Origin of the sequence: Thiothrix caldifontis (genome assembly GCF_900107695.1) — a bacterium.
GTDB classification, from domain to species: domain Bacteria; phylum Pseudomonadota; class Gammaproteobacteria; order Thiotrichales; family Thiotrichaceae; genus Thiothrix; species Thiothrix caldifontis.
Genome location: NZ_FNQP01000010.1, coordinates 1 through 18,574, shown reverse-complemented (window position 1 = coordinate 18,574; position 18,574 = coordinate 1). Strand labels below are relative to the sequence as shown.

The following is an 18,574-nucleotide window of genomic DNA, read 5'->3' as shown; positions in this document are numbered from 1 at the left end:
CCTCTTACTCCGGGCGCATGTGCGGAAAAAGTATCACGTCACGGATTGACGGCGCATCCGTAAACAACATCACCAACCGATCAATCCCAATCCCCTCACCCGCTGTCGGTGGCATCCCGTATTCCAGCGCACGGATGTAATCTGCATCAAAGTGCATCGCCTCATCATCACCAGCGTCTTTATCCGCCACCTGCTGCATGAAACGTTCCGCCTGATCTTCCGCATCATTCAATTCGGAGAAGCCATTGCCAATCTCACGCCCACCAACAAAGAACTCGAAACGGTCAGTAATGAAAGGATTGGCATCATTGCGCCGCGCCAATGGCGACACTTCCGCCGGGTATTCAGTGATGAAGGTCGGTTGCAGCAAACGGTGTTCGACGGTTTTCTCGAAAATCTCGATTTGCACTTTGCCCAAGCCGTAGCCATCTTTGAGCGGAATGCCAAGTTTGCGAGCTACTTCCCGTGCGCCTTCCAACGTATCAATCTGTTCAGCAGACAGTTCCGGGTTAAAGTGCAGAATGGAACTGCGCACACTCATTCGCGCAAACGGCTTGTCGAAATCGAAGGTTTCGCCCTGATAGGTAATTTCATGGCTGCCCACCACGTCGGTGGCGATACCGCGCATCAGGCTTTCGGTCAAATCCATCAGATCATGGTAGGTCGCATACGCCTGATAAAATTCGATCATGGTGAATTCAGGGTTATGCCGCGTGGAAAGCCCTTCATTACGGAAATTGCGGTTGATTTCAAACACTCGCTCAAAACCCCCCACCACTAAGCGCTTGAGGAACAATTCCGGTGCAATTCGCATATACATCGGCAAATCCAGCGCATTGTGGTGCGTAATGAAGGGACGTGCCACCGCCCCCCCCGGGATCACCTGCAACATTGGTGTTTCCACTTCCAGATAATCACGCTGGAGAAAAAAGTTGCGAATATAACTGACAATTTTAGAACGCATCACAAACGCATCCCGCGTATCGTGGTTCATGATCAGATCAATATAACGCTGACGGTAGCGCTGCTCATGATCCGTTAAGCCGTGGAATTTTTCCGGCAACGGGCGCAACGATTTGGTCAGCAAGCGGATGTCATGCACCTTGACTGACAACTCGCCAGTCTTGGTCTTAAACAACATCCCGGAAGCCCAGATAATGTCGCCCAAATCCCAATGGCAATAATCGTCAAACACCTCATCACCCAACACATTCTTCTGGGTATATAACTGGATGCGCCCCGACACATCGGAAATTGTCGCAAAACTCGCCTTGCCCATGACGCGCTGGAGCATCATGCGCCCGGCTACTGTCACCGGAATCGCATGTTCCTCAAACCATTCCTTGTCGTGTTCGCCGTATTCTTTGTGCAAATCAGCAGCTTTGTGTTCACGCACCACGTCGTTCGGAAAAGCATTGCCTTGCTCACGCAGCTTCGCCAGCTTATCGCGGCGTTGCGTGATCAGTTTGTTTTCATCGTGATGGTCGTGATGGGTTTCGTGTTCGCTCATGATTACAGTCCGCTTTTTAAGCTTGCTTCAATAAATTTATCCAGATCGCCGTCCAATACCGCTTGTGTATTGGCTGTTTCCACACCCGTGCGCAAATCCTTAATGCGCGACTGGTCGAGAACATACGAGCGAATCTGACTGCCCCAACCAATGTCGGATTTGCTGTCTTCCAACGCTTGCTTATCCGCATTGCGCTTGAGCATTTCCTGCTCATAGAGTTTGGCACGCAATTGCTTCATGGCGTTGTCTTTGTTCTGGTGCTGGGAACGCCCGCTCTGGCATTGCACGACCGTATTGGTGGGCGTATGGGTAATCCGCACCGCCGATTCGGTTTTGTTGATGTGCTGACCGCCCGCACCGGAAGCACGGTATACATCAATGCGCAAGTCGGCGGGATTGATGTCGATTTCGATATTGTCATCGACTTCTGGCGAGACGAAAACGCCGCTGAATGAGGTGTGGCGGCGGTTGCCCGAGTCAAACGGCGATTTGCGCACCAAGCGATGTACGCCGGTTTCGGTACGCAACCAGCCAAAGGCGTAAGGGCCTTCAAAGCTGACACTCGCGCCTTTGATACCTGCCACGTCACCGGGGCTGGCTTCGAGCAATTCGACTTTGAAACCTTTGGCTTCACCCCAACGCAAATACATGCGCAACAGGATTTCTGCCCAGTCTTGCGCTTCAGTACCGCCCGAACCGGCTTGGATGTCGAGGAAGGCATTGTTGCGATCCATCGGCCCGGAAAACATGCGTTCAAATTCGAGCTGGGCAACGTGCTTTTCGATGCCATCGACATCGGCGATAACGGCTTCCGCGCTGTCTTCATCGTCTTCCATTTCGGCGAGTTCGAGCAATTCTTTAGCGTCGGCAAGACCAGAACTGATTTTGTCAATGCCGCCGACAATGCCGTCAAGGAGTGAACGTTCTTTGCCTAAGTCTTGCGCCCGCTGTGGATTATCCCACACTTTGGGGTCTTCGAGTTCGCGGGTAACTTCTTCTAGACGTTCGTGTTTGGTTTCGTAGTCAAAGATACCCCCTCAGAGCGTCCACTCGCCCTTGGAGATCTTTGATTTTGGTATAGGTGGGGTTGAGTTCCATGATATTTCGCTAACACAGGGAAAAGCCGCCCATGATAGCAATCATGGGGGTAGAATCAAAGCGGATCAGATATGAACATGAGCATCCTGTTTCAAATCCTTACTTGAAGCCGGACAACTTTTTCAGGTCAATCGCAGAAGCATAGGCGATTACATCAGCCTCCATCCCCTTGTCGGCATTGATCTGCACCATGAAGGTGTTTTCTACCACCATCATCAGGCCGTCGTCTTTGAGAATGGCTTGCTGGCCATTGACCATTTGCACCTTGCCGCCTTGGGAAGCAGCACCAAACATGGGGTTGCTGAAGATGGCCATCATGCCTTGGATCATTGGGGAATCCGCCACGATCTCGATACTCAGGTTTTTGTCAGCCTTGCTGTAAGTGCGCTTGATGGTGGAACCACCGCCCAACATGGCAGCACCCGCACTGGTGGAGGTGGCGGCCTCGGCTGTCCAGCCATCCAGTGGTTCTGGCAAAACCTGCTGCATGGCTTCGGCACGCTGCTGGCGGATAAGCTGGGTTGCCAATTCCAGTTGGGTGATGGCTTGCTGGGTTTGGCCTTCCTTGTACAGTGTCGCCGCCTTTTCAATGGCATCACTGGCGTCATCCGCCCACACGCTGCTGGACAATGCCAGGCACAGAACCGGCAGCCATGTTGTTTTTTTGAGGTATTTCATTGGGTTCCCCTGTGTTTATGCTTATCAGCTTGATTATGGTGTGTCTGTGCCATCCAGCAAACCGGGCTGGTCGGTGTAGACTTTCGCCAGTTTGCCTGCCATGGCTTTGAGGGTGTTGTCGCTGAGGGCATCCTTGCTGCCGGGCTGCCAGCCTGCGGCAAGAACCAGTTGGTAATCGCCATGCGGGTGGGTCAGCATCAGCATCTTGCCGATGAAGCCGTCTTCCGGTTCACGCTTGCTTGCCAGCAGACCTTTCCAGCCTTCAACCTCGGTAGGAACACTGTCAGTGTTGGCGGGGTTGCCGTCGCCCTCTTCCGCATCCTCCGGGCTTTCTTTGCCGACCCCGATACTCAGGTGTACCGTGGCATCCAGCATTCCGGTATTGTTGAAGAAAGAGCAGCCGCCCCCTGAATCGGCATCGCTGACGTCATCCAGCATACATACCGGGGTGGCCTTGAAGGGGTCGGTTGGCACCACGGCGCGGGTCTGTTCCTGAAAGGCTTTCAGGTCAAGGGCAGCGGCTGGTGTAGACAGCAAGGCAATGGCGCAGGCCAACGTGAGTTTTTTCATGTTCATGGCTGTGTTTCTCCAATCTGGATCGGCAGTTCCGCCATCACTTTTTTGTCGGGTTTGGCTTCAAACTTGAAGACATAGGCACCCGGCACTTCCGGCAGGGTAAACTTCATGGGCTTGTAGTTTTCAATGGCATCTTCGCGCACATACCCTGTCCCCACAGACTTTTCCCCGTTTTGTGGGTAAAGGCGCACATCACCCTTCAGTCCCAGCGGCGCATCCAGTTTCACTTCAATCTTGCTACCCGGTGCGGCTTGGGCGGGAGCAACGAGCTTGATTTCCGCTTCGATGACCTTCACGGCAGCTTCAGCAACCCTTTCGCGGTGGTCGCCTTTTGCCAACCGAACGACAAAATCCCCTGTTACGTTAGGCATACGGAACTTGGCAGACTTATAACCGCCGGATTTTTTATCTTGATTCAAATATTGATGGTTTACCGCCACATTCTTGCCTGCCATAAACAGCTCAATGTGCATATCGGCATTCTTGGCCATGTCAGCGTCACCTTCCACCTTCACTTCAATTTCTGCACCCTTGATGGTTTCAGCAGGGGTAACGGTTAGCGTAGCCTTGGGCAAAACGGGCGGTTCGGGCTGTTTCTCTGGCTCTGGTGCAGGCTGCGGCTCTGGTTCAGGGGCTTTGGCGGTTTGTTCGAGTGCGGTTTTGAGTTCGCCAGCGTTGGCAGCGGAAATGAATTTCCCGCCCGTGTTTTCTGCCAAGCAGCGCAAGCCTTGTTGGTCTTCCACTTTGGCAACGTCGAAGCCGATGACGTGGGCGGTGAAATCCACCCCGAGCTTTTCCAGTTCTGTCCCCAGTGCGCAAGGGTCAAGGTTACAGGTTTCCACCCCGTCGCTGATGAGGATGACGGTGGCTTTTTCTTCGGTGTATTTGAGGGCTTCAGCGGCGTGTTTGACAGCGGCGGAAAGCGGGGTTTTGCCTTTGGGGGTTAAACCGTCAACAATTTTGCCGATCCTGGTGGCATCCACTGCACCCGCCGGAAGCAGGGTTTCAATGTCGTTGCAGTCGTCCTTTTGCCGATGCCCGTAGGCCACCAGCCCCACCGAACGGTTTGCGGGCCAGTCTGCCACCAGCGTTTTGAGGGCTTCGCGGGCAATGTCGATTTTGGCTTTGCCTTCGATTTGCCCCCACATGCTGCCGGAGGCATCCAGCACCAACATGGCGCGTTCTTCGGCCTGAGCCAAGGGAGCTGAACAGAGTAACAATGCTGCCAATAGTATTTTTTTGTTCATGGGTGATTCCGCTATAAGTCACATGTATTCTTCATGCACTGTACGCTCAAAAATTCACTCCAGAGCTGACACAAGTCAAAATGATAAGTAATGATCGTCAGAAAATAAGTGTCGTGAATGACCGGTATGGCTCGGTTGTTCATATCCGCTTGATCGACGGCAAAATCAGGATTCAGTATGACGGCACGGAAGAAGGCGTTGCTACCGATCAGGCAATCACCTGTTGTTGGATAGGTGCGATTGCAATTTGTTGAGCTGCCCTATGCAAGGCACTGCATACTGTATCAAATCCCCGTGTCTGTGAGGATAAAACGACCAGCATTTGGGAAGCAATAATCACGAAACGGTCTGCGCTAGAGATCGACATTCCCGCGTTTTCCAGCCGCTTTGCCAATGTCTTGGCGTTGACAATGGCAGCCTTCTCATCCAGATAAATATTAGCTACAGATCGTTTCTTGCAGACCAGAATGGCATCAAGACTGATTGGTTCTTTCGCTGCCGTTTTAGGGCTGGCAGCACGTAATTCCGCATGGACGGGATGCGAGGCGACCACTGCAAGCCCCGCAGCCGTAATGGCTTCATAGATTGTAGCCCAACCTTCAACCCGTGAATGGTGGAAACTGAACGCCAGCACTCCATCGTCCTTCAGCACCCGCTGGCACTCGGTAAACACAGCGGCAAGCTGGCGGGCAAACACCCGCGAATCCTTGTGCTGGACTTCGCCGGGAGCAGAAGAATCCGCCCGTTCAAACCATGCGTAACGCCCCTTCAGCACGGGCGACAACCACGCAAAGAAAAAGTCGCTCAATTCACTGTAATGGACAAAATCGAAATAAGGTGGATCAGTCACCACCGCATCAACCGATTTAGCCGGAATTGGCAAAGCCGCGCTGTCACCATTCAACACCATCATGGCATTCGGTATCGCTTTGAATTGCGCCCATGAATCCACCTGCTGCACATCAATCGGTGAACTGGCAACGGTTTTAATTGCACCTAGCCGTTCACCCAATAATGTCCGCTGAAAATCCACTTCAAACGGTTCATCAAGGTAGCGTTTTGCCCGCAACAAGCGGGATTCAAACAGCGTGCTGAATGTACCGCTGCTTTTATCCGTTCCCCATACCGAGTTTTCAAGCGGCGCACGTTCCGGTTTCAGGATGTGATGCGAAAACATGTGGCGTACTGCGCCCGTGCCTTCGCCCTTGAAACTGCAAAACATATTGTTGAATTCCAGCGTGCCGGAAAACAAACACAGCATTTGCTCCTGAACCGCTACATCTTCAATTTCAAGGATGCTGCGCAATAGCAATCCCAGACACAATAATTGGCGGGCATTGAAGAAATCGCGCCAATGGCGGTAGTTATATCCCAGCGCCTGATCGGTATTATGGCCTGAGCGGACAGCCAAAGTCGGGAGCGGTAAATCTTCCTGCACTAATCGGGTTTCAGCATCGGTATATAAAGCCCGGTCTTCATCGCGAACGGGGAGATAGATTTTCTCACCATTGGGTCGGAGAGCCATCATCGCATACATGCGCTGCGCCAGTGGTTTATCAGCAGGCAACAGGTCTTTAATCCGGTAGCGTTTACCGTTTTGGGCAGTGACGTATTGCCCCGCTGCTGGCCCTTGCTGGGGATTGAAAGGCTGGGCGCAATGCGGGCAAACCACCTCAGTGGCATCGTAGCGGTTTTCCATCACCTCCCAACAAGCGGGGCAAACCAGTTGGGCTTTCGGCTTTTTCTTTGGGTAAGTGTCTTGGGAAAATACATAACGCGAAAACAGCGGGATGGTTTCGTTTTCCGGGGTTGTAACCATCTTGACCCAAAAGCAATACAGCACGGGAATAAGTTCACCTGACACGGGATCGCGAGTCTGGTAGTAGCGGCGTATTTCAGGGGTAACTTGTGCTTCAAGGCGGGCAAACGCGGCACGTAATTCCGGTTCTGGAACACGGGTAAATGCCTGCCGTACCTGAAACGTGCTGACCGGGTTAATGTCACAGCCAATGGCTTTTGCCCCCAGCTTGGTGGCTTCGCCCAAAGTCGTGCCACTGCCCATGAAGGGGTCAAGCACCACCTTGCCGCTGAGTTGGTGGTGTTTGTAAAAGCTTTGCCAAACATCCGTGCCCGGCTCGCTCAAGGCCGCCAAGGTGATGCCCCGGAATACTGACCCTAGGCGCGTCGCCCACCATTTATGGATGTGGTAAATCGGGCGATTGATTTCTTTGCGCCAGCTTTCCTGCTCGGCAATCTGGCTGATTTCAACAATCGGGAAATCACCTTCAATCGCGGTGGTTTCGCTGGTGGGCAGGAAAGGGATGGTATGGGCGGTGGTGTTCATGCGTCCATACCCGCCATTGAGACAGGTTTTGATGCCTGAGTTACCAAGCGGTAGGCGATGAATTTGCGCTCTGTTCCTGCGCCCGGATTGGGAATGCGTTCAGCGGTGAGTGCGTTGGTACGCAAATTTAACGCCCGAACACGTAGAAAATCTGCCGTCCGTTGTGGTAGCCCGTCGGCACTTGGCTGTTGGAGTCGTAATCACGTTCACGCCCCGGCCATGCCAGCCCTTTGACCTCATAACCTTCAGCGCATTCGACCAGCGAGAAGTCGGGGTAAGTGTTGCGCCCTGCCCCTTCGTAATGCAGCGCGAGTGTTTGAAGACGCTTCTCAAACCAATTTTGGAAGTGAAATTCCTTGTCCTTGGCACTAACGGATTCGATGAGTTCACCTGCTTGCACAGCCAGTACGCACTGTTCAAACACATCAAAGCAGGTTGTTGAAGGCATGGGGAGTTCCTTTGCTGGAGGATGAAACAAGGTGCTTCATTATAGCGGTTTCAGCAACAACCTGCTGGGTAGTACGGGCTAGCATCTGGAATGCTGGCGGATCAGGGCGATTTCTTCATCGTCAATGCCGAGTGATTCCAGAAAATCCTGATGGGCTTCGGGGGAACGCTGCTCGAATTCGCTGTGCCATTTGCGCATCCCGGCATCATCCAGCCCGGCGGCACGTAGCATTTCTACCCAGCGTTGCTTGCTCATGGTGCGGCTGTCCTTGAGGGCGGAGGCGGAATCGAGCAGGCGCACGATCACTTGCTGTTGCTGGCGCAGGCGGCTGATGTCGCTGTTGAGTGCCTGAAGGTGGCGTTCCAGCACGGCGGTGGGTGCGTCCGTGCCGGAAGCCAGCAGGGTGCGGATGGTTTCCAGCGGCAAACCGGCATCACGGAAGGTCTGGATGTGCGTCATGCGCTGCACGGCCTGTTCTGTATACAGACGGTAGCCGCTGGCACTGCGCGTCGAAGCAGGCAGCAAGCCAATCGCGTCGTAATACAGCAGCGTGCTGCGTGACAGGCCGAAACGTTTCGCCAGTTGACCGATGGTGTACATCCGCAGCCTCCCTTATCAGCGTGAATGTTGGCGGATTTGCGCGACCTCCTCCGCCGGGATTTGCAGCCATTCCAGAAACGCCTGATGCTGCGCCGGGTGACGCTGCTCAAACAAGCGATGCCACTGGCGCATAGTCGCTTCGTCCAGGCCGGTTTCACGGAACAGCTCGACCCACTGGGTTTTGGTCATGTTGGTGTTTGGCATAATGCACTCCTGTTGTTGATTGGAACAGGGGTAAGGCTAAAGGGTGAAGTGGTAGACGGGTCAAGGGGTTTGCACACTGGATTTCATCGTTACACTGTCACTATCCTGCTAATTGTTGCTGAATACGGGGTCTGTGCGTATTCTGGTATTTGATGCGGAACAAGAGGTTATCACCCAATGGCTACCGACACGACCTACCCCGCGCTGATCAAGCGCATTCTGCTGGAGTACACCCAATACAAGCCGGTGTATGGCGACATCGAAACCACTGTCAGCTTTGATGATGAACATGCCAATTACGCCTTGTTGCAATCAGGCTGGGATGGGGATGACTACCTGCATGGCGCGATTGTCCATATCCGTTTGATCGACGGCAAAATCTGGATTCAGTATGACGGCACGGAAGAAGGCGTTGCTACCGACTTACTGGAAGCGGGTGTGCCGAAAGCGCATATCGTGCTGGGATTTCGGCATCCCAGCGAACGGAAATATAGTGGGCTGGCGGTGGCGTAAATCACTATTTAACAATTGCAAAAAATTTTAATGCAAGGTTTGGCAATAGCGCAATATCATTGTATATTTTATGTATGATTGATCTATCTATTTTGTGCCTCACGTTATCATGTGAACACAAGTTAAGATTGATAAGTAATTTATTTTCAATGAGATTAATAATTTCCAAACCGTGCAAATATTCAAAATTATTATCTTCGTCATTGGTGATTTTACTTTTAAGCTGACCTAGAAGATTGCCGAGCATATCTTTTTCATAATTATCCTTAAACATTATTTCACTTGCCAATAAAATGAATTTAAGAAAATTCTCTATTATTTTCCTAAATCTATTCCCATACATAGAAATACAATCTTCGGAGTTTTCTCGATTTCTTTGAAAGCCATCAAAAGTTTCATTAATTCTATCTTGAATGTCAAATATATTCTTGCAAATCAAAAAATCGGTTGTGTCGGCAGTTGATGGAATATCTTCTTTAGGAAGAATGATTATATTAAAATATCTCCAAGGAAGAAACGTAACATCAAAATTTTCAAAACCGCCTCTTTGTTTTTTGTCAAAGTTAATTCGATAATAAAACTGAGAATCTTTCATCTCTTCAAATGAATGCATCTTTTTAATTTTTTCGGCATTATGGTAATAATTGCTTACTTCTTTTTTGTCTCGATAAAATCCTCTGATTATTATGGTGGAAATACCAAATAAATCAAACTCTTCCAGTCTATCAAAAGCAATATCAACTCTAGTATTATGCGGTGGATGAGGACGCTCACTATAAGCACAGCTATATTTGTAATAAAACTTTATAACTTCGTTGTCATTTTCAATATAATCCAGACGGTCAAAGTTTTCAGATCCTAAAAAATCTACTACTACTAGGCCGTCAGTTTCATGAATTACTCTTTTTATTATATCAACTGCTTGATGTATGTCTTCGGTGAATCCATCTTTCAAATCAGTACAAATAATTTTAAATGTTTCACTTGTGCTTTTATGCAAAAGTGAATCACCATCAAGCGAACGGCATGGTCTTTCTAGAAAAAAACTATTTGGCGGAACTTTTCTATAGAAATTTATTTTATTTTCTAATGCGATCTTTTCATTTTTAACATTTTCTTCATGATCATGAAACATTTCTTTCGCTACTTGCCATGCCTTAAGTAAAACTTCATAGTAAACGCCATTAAATTTATAAAGCATCTCATCTAATGATTCATTTTTAAAATCGTTTTGGAAGTCAAAATAAGAGTCATTTGAACATATTGATCCATCTAAAAAACTTCTTCCATAATAATAAAAGGAGTAAATATTTCTTATTTTCTCTATGGGAAAGTCACTCAACAAATCCTTTAGCGTGGGTTTTCTGTTGCTTTGATTTTTATTCCCATGAATATCTTTTATGATGTTTTGCTTGACTTCGCCAGCAAAAGAATACTCACCACTATCACCCAGGTTATCTTTTCCTTTCCTAAATGATAAAATCACATCAACCATCCTAAAATCAATAATTTCCTCAAGTTCTATTGCATTCATATAAAAACAAACTCACAAACAATTACAGGATTCAATATGATTAAATATCTTTTTGCACAAATCTCTTAAATCATCAGTTAAGTCCCACTCAATTTTATCTGAAATCATATAGCTTACAGCTAAATTACAAAAAGGAACTTTATTTATTATTGTTCCACTTCCTTCTGCAAAAAAGCGTTTACTTTCTTTTCCTTTTCCCTGTAACCCAAAACACTTATCCAAATGAAAACCAATGCCCTCATCGGAGACTGAGTAATTTTCAAAAGCCAAACTTTCTATTGAATTTTTATTTAATGACTCTTTTTCTTTTCTACTATTTTCAAATATTTCACCAGCCACTTTTTTTACAACGACATCTGGTAACATATTTTCAAGCTCTTTTCCTTTTGTGACGTAAAGTTTGTCACCCAATTGAGATGTCAATGTATCAAGCCTATTACCTTTGCTCTTTATATCCCCATCGGCAATAAGAAAAGCATTTGCACAGAGTTTTACCGCACATAATCCGCCAACATCACCTCCATCTACGTCATCATCATCAAAATTCCAATGCCCAAGTGTTCCGCCTTGATACTCAACAAATGAATAATGATAATTCTCCAAATATCTTTGCAGCCTAAGTTTTTCAGTATCACATTGAGACTCGATATATTTCCGCATAAAGCATCTTAAGTATAGTCTGTCTGTAATACCCTCCACCCAAATAGTTGAGTTTGAAAGATAAATAGATGATGGACTAACGCCCAAATCAGAAAGAATAGTTCGATCACCTTCACAGTCAGTAATTTCAAAAGCCACATTAGACTGGTTGAGTTTTTTAGTAATCTTATGAAGTGTTATACAATCATAATTATGATATGAATCAAACAAGTGATTTGAGTGTGTGGTAAGAAAATATTGATGTCTTGTATGTTTAATCAAAAAGTCAACTAATCGTTTTAATAAGCCGGGGTGCAAACCAATTTCAGGTTCTTCAATAAAAAACAAAGAGGGCTTGGCTGTCAAGTAAAGTGCAGAGGTAATAATTATCACTTGCTGCAAACCATCTCCTAAGTCAAATATTGGAAATTGTCTCTCATCGCCAATTTTTATTGCCACTACATCACGTTTAATTTCCGGTATAAGTGTAACCGCTTTCCCGTTGAAAAACTCATTTCCCAATAACTTCTCATACTCTCTAACCATATCTCGCTCTTCTGGTTGGCCAAGTAGAAAGTGTTGCAATTTATCATAAAGATCATGCCCTGTTATTATATTGCCTTGACAATGCTTAGAATCCATAAAATAATCATTAATAGTTCTTGTCTTTAATAGATCAAGATTCTTCTCATTCGAGTTTTCCAGTATATTCAAAGGACGCATTCCTCGTAGAACAGGAATATAATAAAATCGAGGAAGTAAAGTTGGTGTAACTTGCTCTTTAATTAATTTTTTAATTTCATCAAATTTGCCTTGTTCAAGAAAAAACTCTTTGAGTCTATCAAGTTCATCATCAGAATCAAACATTAAATTATTAGGAATTCTCAAAAAATCCTGAATGTTTTTTCCGTGCTCACTTAACAAGTTAAATGAATTTTGTGTTATATTTAAATAAGACTGACTAAATCTCCTCAAAATAAGATCACTAACTGGACTAATTTTATCCGCAAATTTTTCAATAAAATCCTTATCCTCTATATAAAAATCAGAATAGCTGCCCTTGAATAGCTCTCTCAAGAATCGACTCTTGCCACTATTGTTTGCGCCAATAATTAGGTTGATTTTTGATATTTCCATGTATGGCTTTTCATTGATCTTCTTATCTGATGTATATCCATATTTATCGAGATTAGGCAACCACACTTTAGAAATCATCTTATCTTTCCGCTACTTCGGCACTGGTTTTTGTAAAGCGTTACATATTAACCTAATGATGGCTTTGATCCTAACTCCAAATTCACATTATCTCTGTCATCTTCCCTACATCACATTCCCGACATTCCCCCTCAAACCCCTTTGTCGCACACCCAACAACAAAACCCCAACCAACTGTAAATAAAAGGAAAATCACCAACCACCGCCACTTGGCACGCAAATTGAACTACCCATGCAAACACCCTCACGAAACCCATTTCGTCACGGAGAATACGCATGGAACTGACTGTTTTAGGGCAAAGCCAAACCACCGCCCCCGAAGCCGGGGGCTGCGCCTCCAGCGGTTGCGGGAGCAACGACGACCAACTGAACCACCTGCCGGAACACATCCGCGCCAAGGTGCATAACCACCCGTGCTACTCCGAAGAGGCACACCACCATTACGCGCGGATGCACGTTGCGGTTGCCCCGGCCTGCAACATCCAGTGCCACTATTGCAACCGTAAATACGACTGTTCCAACGAATCGCGCCCCGGCGTAGTGTCCGAACTGCTCACCCCCGATCAGGCGGTGAAAAAGGTCATGACCGTAGCGGCGAACATCCCGCAAATGACCGTGCTGGGCATCGCAGGCCCCGGCGACCCGCTCGCCAACCCGGAACGCACCTTCGACACCTTCCGCCAACTAACCGAAAAAGCACCGGACATCAAGCTGTGCGTCTCAACCAACGGTCTGGCACTGCCGGAACTGGTCGACGAACTCTGCCAGCACAATATCGACCACGTAACCATGACCATCAACTGCGTTGACCCCGACATCGGCGCACAGATTTACCCGTGGATTTTCTGGAAAAACCGCCGCGTTTACGGGCGTAAAGGTGCAGAAATCCTCATCAAGCAGCAGCAAAAAGGGCTGCAAATGCTGGTCGATCGCGGCATTTTGGTCAAGGTCAACTCGGTGATGATCCCCGGTGTCAACGACAAGCATCTGGAAGAAGTCAGCAAGGCAGTCAAAGCCAAAGGCGCATTCCTGCACAACGTCATGCCGCTGATTGCCGAAGCCGAACACGGCACGTTCTACGGCGTGATGGGGCAACGCGGCCCGACCCACGACGAATTGCAGGAACTGCAAGATGCCTGTTCCGGCGACATGAACATGATGCGCCACTGCCGCCAATGCCGCGCCGATGCGGTCGGGATGCTGGGCGAAGACCGTGGTGACGAATTCACCATGGACAAAATCGAAGCCGTGGATGTCGACTACGCCGCCGCGATGGTCAAACGCGCCGAAGTCCACGCCGCCATCGAAGCCACCCTTGCCGCCAAACAGCAGAAGAAAAATGAAACCTTCATCTCGCTATCCAGCTTGAGCATTCCAAAAAAGGAATCCCGCCCGGTACTGATGGCAATCGCCACTTCCGGCGGCGGCATCATCAACCAGCACTTCGGTCATGCGCGTGAATTCCTGATTTACGAAGCCAACGCCCACGACGTGCGTTTCATCAGCCACCGCAAAACCGACCTGTATTGCAGCGGCGATGACACCTGCGGCGACGGCGAAAGCGTTCTGCAAAAAACCATCAACGCGCTGAAAGGCTGCGAAGTGGTGCTGTGTTCCAAGATCGGCTACGAGCCGTGGGGAATGCTGGAAGAAGCCGGAATCATGCCCAACGGCGAACACGCGATGGAAGCCATCGAAGACGCAGTTGCCGCCGTCTACAAGGAAATGGGCGAAAAAGGCTTGCTCGACAAGAAACCGGAAACCAAGCAACGCGCCACTGCGTAAGGAGCTGCATCATGGCATTACAAATCGTTGACGGCTGCGTGAACTGCTGGGCGTGCGAACCGCTCTGCCCCAGCCAAGCCATTTACGCCGCACTCCCGCATTTCCTGATCGACGCCAAGAAATGCACCGAATGCGACGGCGACTACGCCGACAAGCAATGCGCCAGCATCTGCCCGATTGAGGAAGCCATTGTGGACAGTCAGGGTGAAGCCCTGAATCCGCCGGGTTCGCTGACCGGGATTCCGCCGGAGCGGTGGGAACAGGTTAGGGCGGAGATACAGGCGAGGTAGGAAATGAAGAGGGCGTATGCAATACGCCCCTACGAAGACCGCACCTGTAGGGGCGTATTGCATACGCCCTCTTCGGGTGTTCAACACGAGGACACAGCCATGCAATCACGTTTACTGAAACTTCTGCACAAGCTACATCACCGTACCCAGCAGGTCGACCCGGCACTGAAACGCGCCTACCCCGGCCTGCCCAGCTACTTGCTCAAGCGCCATTCCGCGCTGCTGAGCATGACGCTGGAAGGTCACAGGCATGGCTGACACCCTCAACGTTTCCACCTGGAAAGAAGCGGTCGAGTTCGCCCCTGGTGTCCACTGGATCGGCGCACTCGACCCGACCTTGCGCACCTTCGACATCATCCTGCGTACTGCCAACGGCACGACCTACAACTCGTATCTGGTACGCGGTAGCGAAGGTGTCGCCATTATCGACACGGTAAAAGAAGGCTTTGAAGACGAATTTTTCCACCGTCTGGAATCGGTAGCGCGTTACGACGAAATCAAGGTGATCGTGCTCAACCACCTTGAACCCGACCACAGCGGCGCGTTGCCGGAACTGATGCGCCGCGCCCCGCAAGCACGCTTGTACATTTCCACCCGCGCAACGACCATGCTCAAAGCCTTGTTGCGCCCCAACCGCGAAGAGCCGTTTGAATACACCACCGTCACCACCAATGACCGCGTAAGCCTCGGCGACCGCCATTTGCGCTTCCTGCACACGCCGTTCCTGCACTGGCCGGATACCCAATGCACTTATCTGGAAGAGCAACAGGTGCTGTTTTCTGGCGATGTATTCGGCTGCCATTACTGCGATTCGCGTCTGTTTAACGACCGGGTGGGCGATTTCCGCTTTTCGTTCGATTACTACTACGCGCACATCATGCGCCCGTTCAAACAGTGGGTCATGGAAGCACTGGCCTTGATCGAGCCGCTGAAAATGAAAATAGTCGCGCCGACACATGGCCCAATTTTGCGCGAACGCCCACGCCGTTACGTGGCGCATTACCGCGAACTTTCCACTTCCAGCTTGAGCCGCGAACTGGGGGATACCGACAAGTCGTTGATCATTTTCTACATGAGTTCCTACGGTAATACGGCACGCATGGCAGAAGCGATTTACAGCGGTGCGGATACCGTCGACGGCGTGCGCGTGTCGCTGTACGACCTCGAAGGCGGCGAAGTCGCGCCTTTCGTTGACTTGATTGAAGATGCCGACGCGCTGCTGTTTGGTTCACCCACCATCAACGGTGATGCGGTCAAGCCAGTGTGGGATTTGTTGTCGTCGCTGGCGGTAGTCAACCTCAAAGGCAAGATTGGCGCAGCGTTCGGCTCGTATGGCTGGAGCGGCGAAGCCGTGCGCATGGTCGAAGACCGGATGCGCGGCCTGAAAATGCGGGTTCCGCGTGAAGGCATCCGCGTCAAACTGATTCCAACACAAGAAGAATTGGATGAATGCACAGGGTTTGGAAGAGAAATAGCCAACATTCTGGTGGGCAAGGAAGTGCAGCGCGGGGTCATTGAATTCAGTGACCTCACCTGAACACCCAACTACCTGATAATTTTTAGCAATGATTGAAGGAAATAGACATGGCAAAGGCAAAAATTACCTTTGAAGACATCAACCAAACGGTCAATGTCCCCGCCGGAACCCGCATTATTGAAATCTCCGAAAAGATCGGTGCGGGCGTTATCTACGGTTGCCGCGAAGGCGATTGCGGCACTTGCATGATGGAAGTCACCGAAGGCTGGAACAACCTGACCGAACCTTCCGTACTGGAAGAAAAAGTCCTGCGCGAAAACATGGCAGGCCGCCACTACCGCCTGGCGTGCCAAGCGCAAATCCTCGGCGACTGCAAAGTTAAACCCGCCTGATTCAAGGAGAACACCATGGCATTAATTACTTTTTCCAGCCCCGAATACAAGGACAAAACCGTGTATGCAGTGGCAGGCAGTTTCACCGAAACCGTGCTGAAAATTGCCAAAACCAACAAGATTCCGATCCAGTTTTCCTGTGGCGATGGCGAATGCGGCACTTGCGTGGTTAAAGTCACGCAACTGGGCGACAAAGCGCCGATGGGCTATCACCTGGAAGAGAAGGAAAAGACTGTCTTGCTGGAACTCGGCAAAATAACCAAGAGCGAAATGGAAGACATGATCGTCAACGACCTGCCAAGCAAGTGGCGGCTGGCGTGCCAGTTCATTCCGCGTGATGAGGATGTTTTGGTCGAGTATTAAACCATTGGCTGGGATAGCTTGAAACGTTATCCCAGCACAACTCCTGTTGGTTTTACGACTATCCCTGCAAACGGTGGAAGTTTCTCATACAATGCAGCCCTTCGCTTCAAGATAAGGAACAAGGGTATGGCGTTTCAGGACTCGGCATTACGCAAGGCATTTCCCAATGGTTTACAGGGCGAGATTGGTCGCGGCGCAAGTGGCACAGGCGTGGTGGCAGTGCAATATGGCTTAGGGCGCTTGGGTTATCTGCACGATTTGTGTGATGGGAAATTTGGCGGCAATACCGAAAATGCGGTCAAAGCATTCCAAACGGCAGTCAGTATACCCGCAACCGGCAAAGTGACCGCCATCCTGCTGACGCTGCTGGATATTGCCGTTGCCCGGCTGGATTTGCGCACCCCTGCGATGAAAGCCATTGACCCGCTGGCGTATCTGTCTGACTTTCGCCGTTTGGCGATGCCGGAAATCCGTATCGTTGGTACGCGCGAAATCTACAACTGGGCAAGCCCCGAAATTCAGGTAGCTTACGGCAGTTGGGTTGGATATTACTGGGAAGTGATCAAGCAGAACCACGTCGAAGCCGATTGCAAAGGCATGGCGCTGTTCTTGATGGATCAATTCCGCAAGCAAATCCAGCAAGACCGTTTCATTACCCTGCCACATCCCGTGTTGCGCGGTGCGCCTGAGCGGAACTGGATTGTGGCAACCCGTGACAAAACACGCGGTTTTTTCAGCCGTTCTGATAGCGGGACGCCAGCCAACCGCTCCGGCTATGAAGCGGTAAAAGCGGTGGAAAAACTCGAACCGCAACAGTCCATGCTGTATGGCGTGGCGGTGCATTACCCTGAAGTCAGTGCGCATCAGGTGGCACGGGCTTGTACGCGGGTGTGGGACTGGAATCCCGCTTTCCATAATGGCGGTGACACCAGCAAGCCAGAAGTACCCGTCAACCAGTTGCAACCCGGTCACCTGATTTTCATTGACCACACCGGCAACGGCAGCTTTGACCATACCGTCAATGTCATCAAGGTGGAACGTGATAGCGCCAACCGCACCCGCAAGCTGGTGATGGCGGTGGGTTCGTTTGATGACGTGCGCGATAACTCCTCCGACACCGAGCCTACCCTGCTTTCGCTGATCAATACCTATGCGGAAGAAGTCACCGTGGAGTTGGATACCAATGGGCGCATTAGTAACTCACTGGTGAGTTGGTCATCCGAACCGGATTACATCGTCAAAACCCGTTACAGCGCACGCACGACACTGATGGAGCAGAAGGCGGGGGGTAAATTGTTTATCGGTATACGCATCAACTTTAAGCCCTCCATTCCCTAACTTGCTGTAATCTCATCCAATTATTAGGTTTTTTCCTCCGTTTGTTTTGTCGGCAAGCGGTTGAAGAAGCGAAGAGTTTTGCCAGTTGCTTGAGGCATTTTATCAAGCTGCGTCGCTCAGCGATGCAGGCGGCAAGATGGGAAGCCTGTTCCTGAATGGCTTGAACACCTTTTGTGAGGCTGCGCTGGGGTATTTCCCACAATCCGGTGAGCATGATCCAGTGTTGGATGAGGATAATCAGTAATTTGACGTAGATTTCACACAAAATTCGCCATACGTTGGCACTTCTGGAAACCGCGAGGCGACTTTGACTTTTCCAGAGT

22 protein-coding genes are annotated in these 18,574 nt (G+C 49.8%); 10 read left to right on the top strand and 12 right to left on the bottom strand.

The window, feature by feature from the left end:
* Nucleotides 1–4 precede the first annotated feature (4 nt).
* The 5 genes from lysS to BLV87_RS09535 all read right to left on the bottom strand — a co-directional run bounded on the left by lysS (nt 5) and on the right by BLV87_RS09535 (nt 5,109).
* Entirely contained in the window at nt 5–1,510 is a 1,506-nt protein-coding gene (gene lysS, locus BLV87_RS09555) for a lysine--tRNA ligase (RefSeq protein WP_093068000.1), read from the bottom strand.
* Nucleotides 1,511–1,512: 2 nt separating this feature from the next.
* Nucleotides 1,513–2,608 (bottom strand): peptide chain release factor 2 gene (gene prfB, locus BLV87_RS09550; protein WP_139282156.1). Its coding sequence is split into 2 segments (ribosomal slippage): nt 1,513–2,535 and nt 2,537–2,608, totalling 1,095 coding nucleotides; the frame shifts between segments, so codons are not numbered across the junction.
* A 99-nt stretch (nt 2,609–2,707) separates the two neighbouring features.
* The gene (locus BLV87_RS09545; protein WP_093067996.1) at nt 2,708–3,286 is read right to left on the bottom strand and encodes a hypothetical protein; all 579 of its coding nucleotides are present in this window, start codon (nt 3,284–3,286) and stop codon (nt 2,708–2,710) included.
* A 33-nt stretch (nt 3,287–3,319) separates the two neighbouring features.
* The gene (locus BLV87_RS09540) at nt 3,320–3,862 is read right to left on the bottom strand and encodes a hypothetical protein (protein WP_093067994.1); all 543 of its coding nucleotides are present in this window, start codon (nt 3,860–3,862) and stop codon (nt 3,320–3,322) included.
* Entirely contained in the window at nt 3,859–5,109 is a 1,251-nt protein-coding gene (locus BLV87_RS09535) for a vWA domain-containing protein (RefSeq protein ID WP_093067991.1), read from the bottom strand. The genes BLV87_RS09540 and BLV87_RS09535 overlap by 4 nt, the downstream gene beginning before the upstream one ends.
* Before the next feature lie 80 nt (nt 5,110–5,189).
* On the opposite strand from BLV87_RS09535, the gene BLV87_RS19970 reads away from it, so the two are divergent.
* On the top strand, nt 5,190–5,363 hold the full coding sequence (locus BLV87_RS19970) for an element excision factor XisI family protein (protein WP_139282155.1): 174 nt from the start codon (nt 5,190–5,192) through the stop codon (nt 5,361–5,363).
* On the opposite strand, the gene BLV87_RS09530 is transcribed toward BLV87_RS19970, so the two are convergent.
* From BLV87_RS09530 to BLV87_RS09515, 5 genes are all read right to left on the bottom strand, one after another.
* Nucleotides 5,318–7,453 (bottom strand): DNA methyltransferase, encoded by a 2,136-nt coding sequence (locus BLV87_RS09530; RefSeq protein ID WP_093067989.1) that lies wholly within the window; start codon nt 7,451–7,453, stop codon nt 5,318–5,320. The genes BLV87_RS19970 and BLV87_RS09530 overlap by 46 nt on opposite strands.
* Nucleotides 7,450–7,578 carry a hypothetical protein gene (locus BLV87_RS19965; RefSeq protein ID WP_281241315.1) on the bottom strand — a complete coding sequence of 43 codons (129 nt, stop codon included), beginning with the start codon at nt 7,576–7,578 and terminating at the stop codon, nt 7,450–7,452. Before BLV87_RS19965 ends, BLV87_RS09530 begins: the two co-directional genes overlap by 4 nt.
* Nucleotides 7,579–7,580: 2 nt before the next feature.
* Complete coding sequence (locus BLV87_RS09525) at nt 7,581–7,901, bottom strand: hypothetical protein (protein ID WP_217629972.1); 321 nt, start codon at nt 7,899–7,901, stop codon at nt 7,581–7,583.
* A gap of 78 nt (nt 7,902–7,979) precedes the next feature.
* The gene (locus tag BLV87_RS09520; RefSeq protein WP_093067986.1) at nt 7,980–8,501 is read right to left on the bottom strand and encodes a MerR family transcriptional regulator; all 522 of its coding nucleotides are present in this window, start codon (nt 8,499–8,501) and stop codon (nt 7,980–7,982) included.
* A 15-nt stretch (nt 8,502–8,516) separates the two neighbouring features.
* Nucleotides 8,517–8,705: a MerR family transcriptional regulator gene (locus tag BLV87_RS09515; RefSeq protein ID WP_093067983.1), complete on the bottom strand. Its 189-nt coding sequence runs from the start codon at nt 8,703–8,705 to the stop codon at nt 8,517–8,519.
* 177 nt (nt 8,706–8,882) lie between these two features.
* Between BLV87_RS09515 and BLV87_RS09510 the strand changes: the two genes are divergently transcribed.
* Nucleotides 8,883–9,218 carry a XisI protein gene (locus tag BLV87_RS09510; RefSeq protein WP_093067981.1) on the top strand — a complete coding sequence of 112 codons (336 nt, stop codon included), beginning with the start codon at nt 8,883–8,885 and terminating at the stop codon, nt 9,216–9,218.
* Between the two features lie 4 nt (nt 9,219–9,222).
* On the opposite strand, the gene BLV87_RS09505 is transcribed toward BLV87_RS09510, so the two are convergent.
* Together BLV87_RS09505 and BLV87_RS09500 are read right to left on the bottom strand one after the other, a co-directional pair.
* Nucleotides 9,223–10,752: a hypothetical protein gene (locus tag BLV87_RS09505; RefSeq protein WP_093067979.1), complete on the bottom strand. Its 1,530-nt coding sequence runs from the start codon at nt 10,750–10,752 to the stop codon at nt 9,223–9,225.
* Nucleotides 10,753–10,764: 12 nt separating this feature from the next.
* Nucleotides 10,765–12,606, bottom strand: a complete 1,842-nt coding sequence (locus BLV87_RS09500) for an ATP-dependent nuclease (RefSeq protein ID WP_217629971.1) — start codon at nt 12,604–12,606, stop codon at nt 10,765–10,767.
* Between the two features lie 276 nt (nt 12,607–12,882).
* On the opposite strand from BLV87_RS09500, the gene nifB reads away from it, so the two are divergent.
* The 8 genes from nifB to BLV87_RS19345 all read left to right on the top strand — a co-directional run bounded on the left by nifB (nt 12,883) and on the right by BLV87_RS19345 (nt 18,495).
* Nucleotides 12,883–14,391 (top strand): nitrogenase cofactor biosynthesis protein NifB, encoded by a 1,509-nt coding sequence (gene nifB, locus BLV87_RS09495; protein WP_093067976.1) that lies wholly within the window; start codon nt 12,883–12,885, stop codon nt 14,389–14,391.
* 11 nt (nt 14,392–14,402) lie between these two features.
* Nucleotides 14,403–14,681: a 4Fe-4S dicluster domain-containing protein gene (locus BLV87_RS09490; protein ID WP_093067973.1), complete on the top strand. Its 279-nt coding sequence runs from the start codon at nt 14,403–14,405 to the stop codon at nt 14,679–14,681.
* Nucleotides 14,682–14,780: 99 nt separating this feature from the next.
* Nucleotides 14,781–14,939 carry a hypothetical protein gene (locus BLV87_RS19350; RefSeq protein WP_175517898.1) on the top strand — a complete coding sequence of 53 codons (159 nt, stop codon included), beginning with the start codon at nt 14,781–14,783 and terminating at the stop codon, nt 14,937–14,939.
* Nucleotides 14,932–16,218, top strand: a complete 1,287-nt coding sequence (locus tag BLV87_RS09485; RefSeq protein WP_093067970.1) for an FprA family A-type flavoprotein — start codon at nt 14,932–14,934, stop codon at nt 16,216–16,218. Before BLV87_RS19350 ends, BLV87_RS09485 begins: the two co-directional genes overlap by 8 nt.
* Nucleotides 16,219–16,265: 47 nt before the next feature.
* Entirely contained in the window at nt 16,266–16,550 is a 285-nt protein-coding gene (locus BLV87_RS09480; protein WP_093067968.1) for a 2Fe-2S iron-sulfur cluster-binding protein, read from the top strand.
* A 15-nt stretch (nt 16,551–16,565) separates the two neighbouring features.
* Nucleotides 16,566–16,913 (top strand): 2Fe-2S iron-sulfur cluster-binding protein, encoded by a 348-nt coding sequence (locus BLV87_RS09475; protein ID WP_093067966.1) that lies wholly within the window; start codon nt 16,566–16,568, stop codon nt 16,911–16,913.
* 126 nt (nt 16,914–17,039) lie between these two features.
* The gene (locus BLV87_RS09470; RefSeq protein WP_093067963.1) at nt 17,040–18,251 is read left to right on the top strand and encodes a peptidoglycan-binding domain-containing protein; all 1,212 of its coding nucleotides are present in this window, start codon (nt 17,040–17,042) and stop codon (nt 18,249–18,251) included.
* Nucleotides 18,252–18,336: 85 nt separating this feature from the next.
* Complete coding sequence (locus BLV87_RS19345; protein ID WP_175517897.1) at nt 18,337–18,495, top strand: hypothetical protein; 159 nt, start codon at nt 18,337–18,339, stop codon at nt 18,493–18,495.
* The last annotated feature ends 79 nt before the right edge of the window (nt 18,496–18,574 follow it).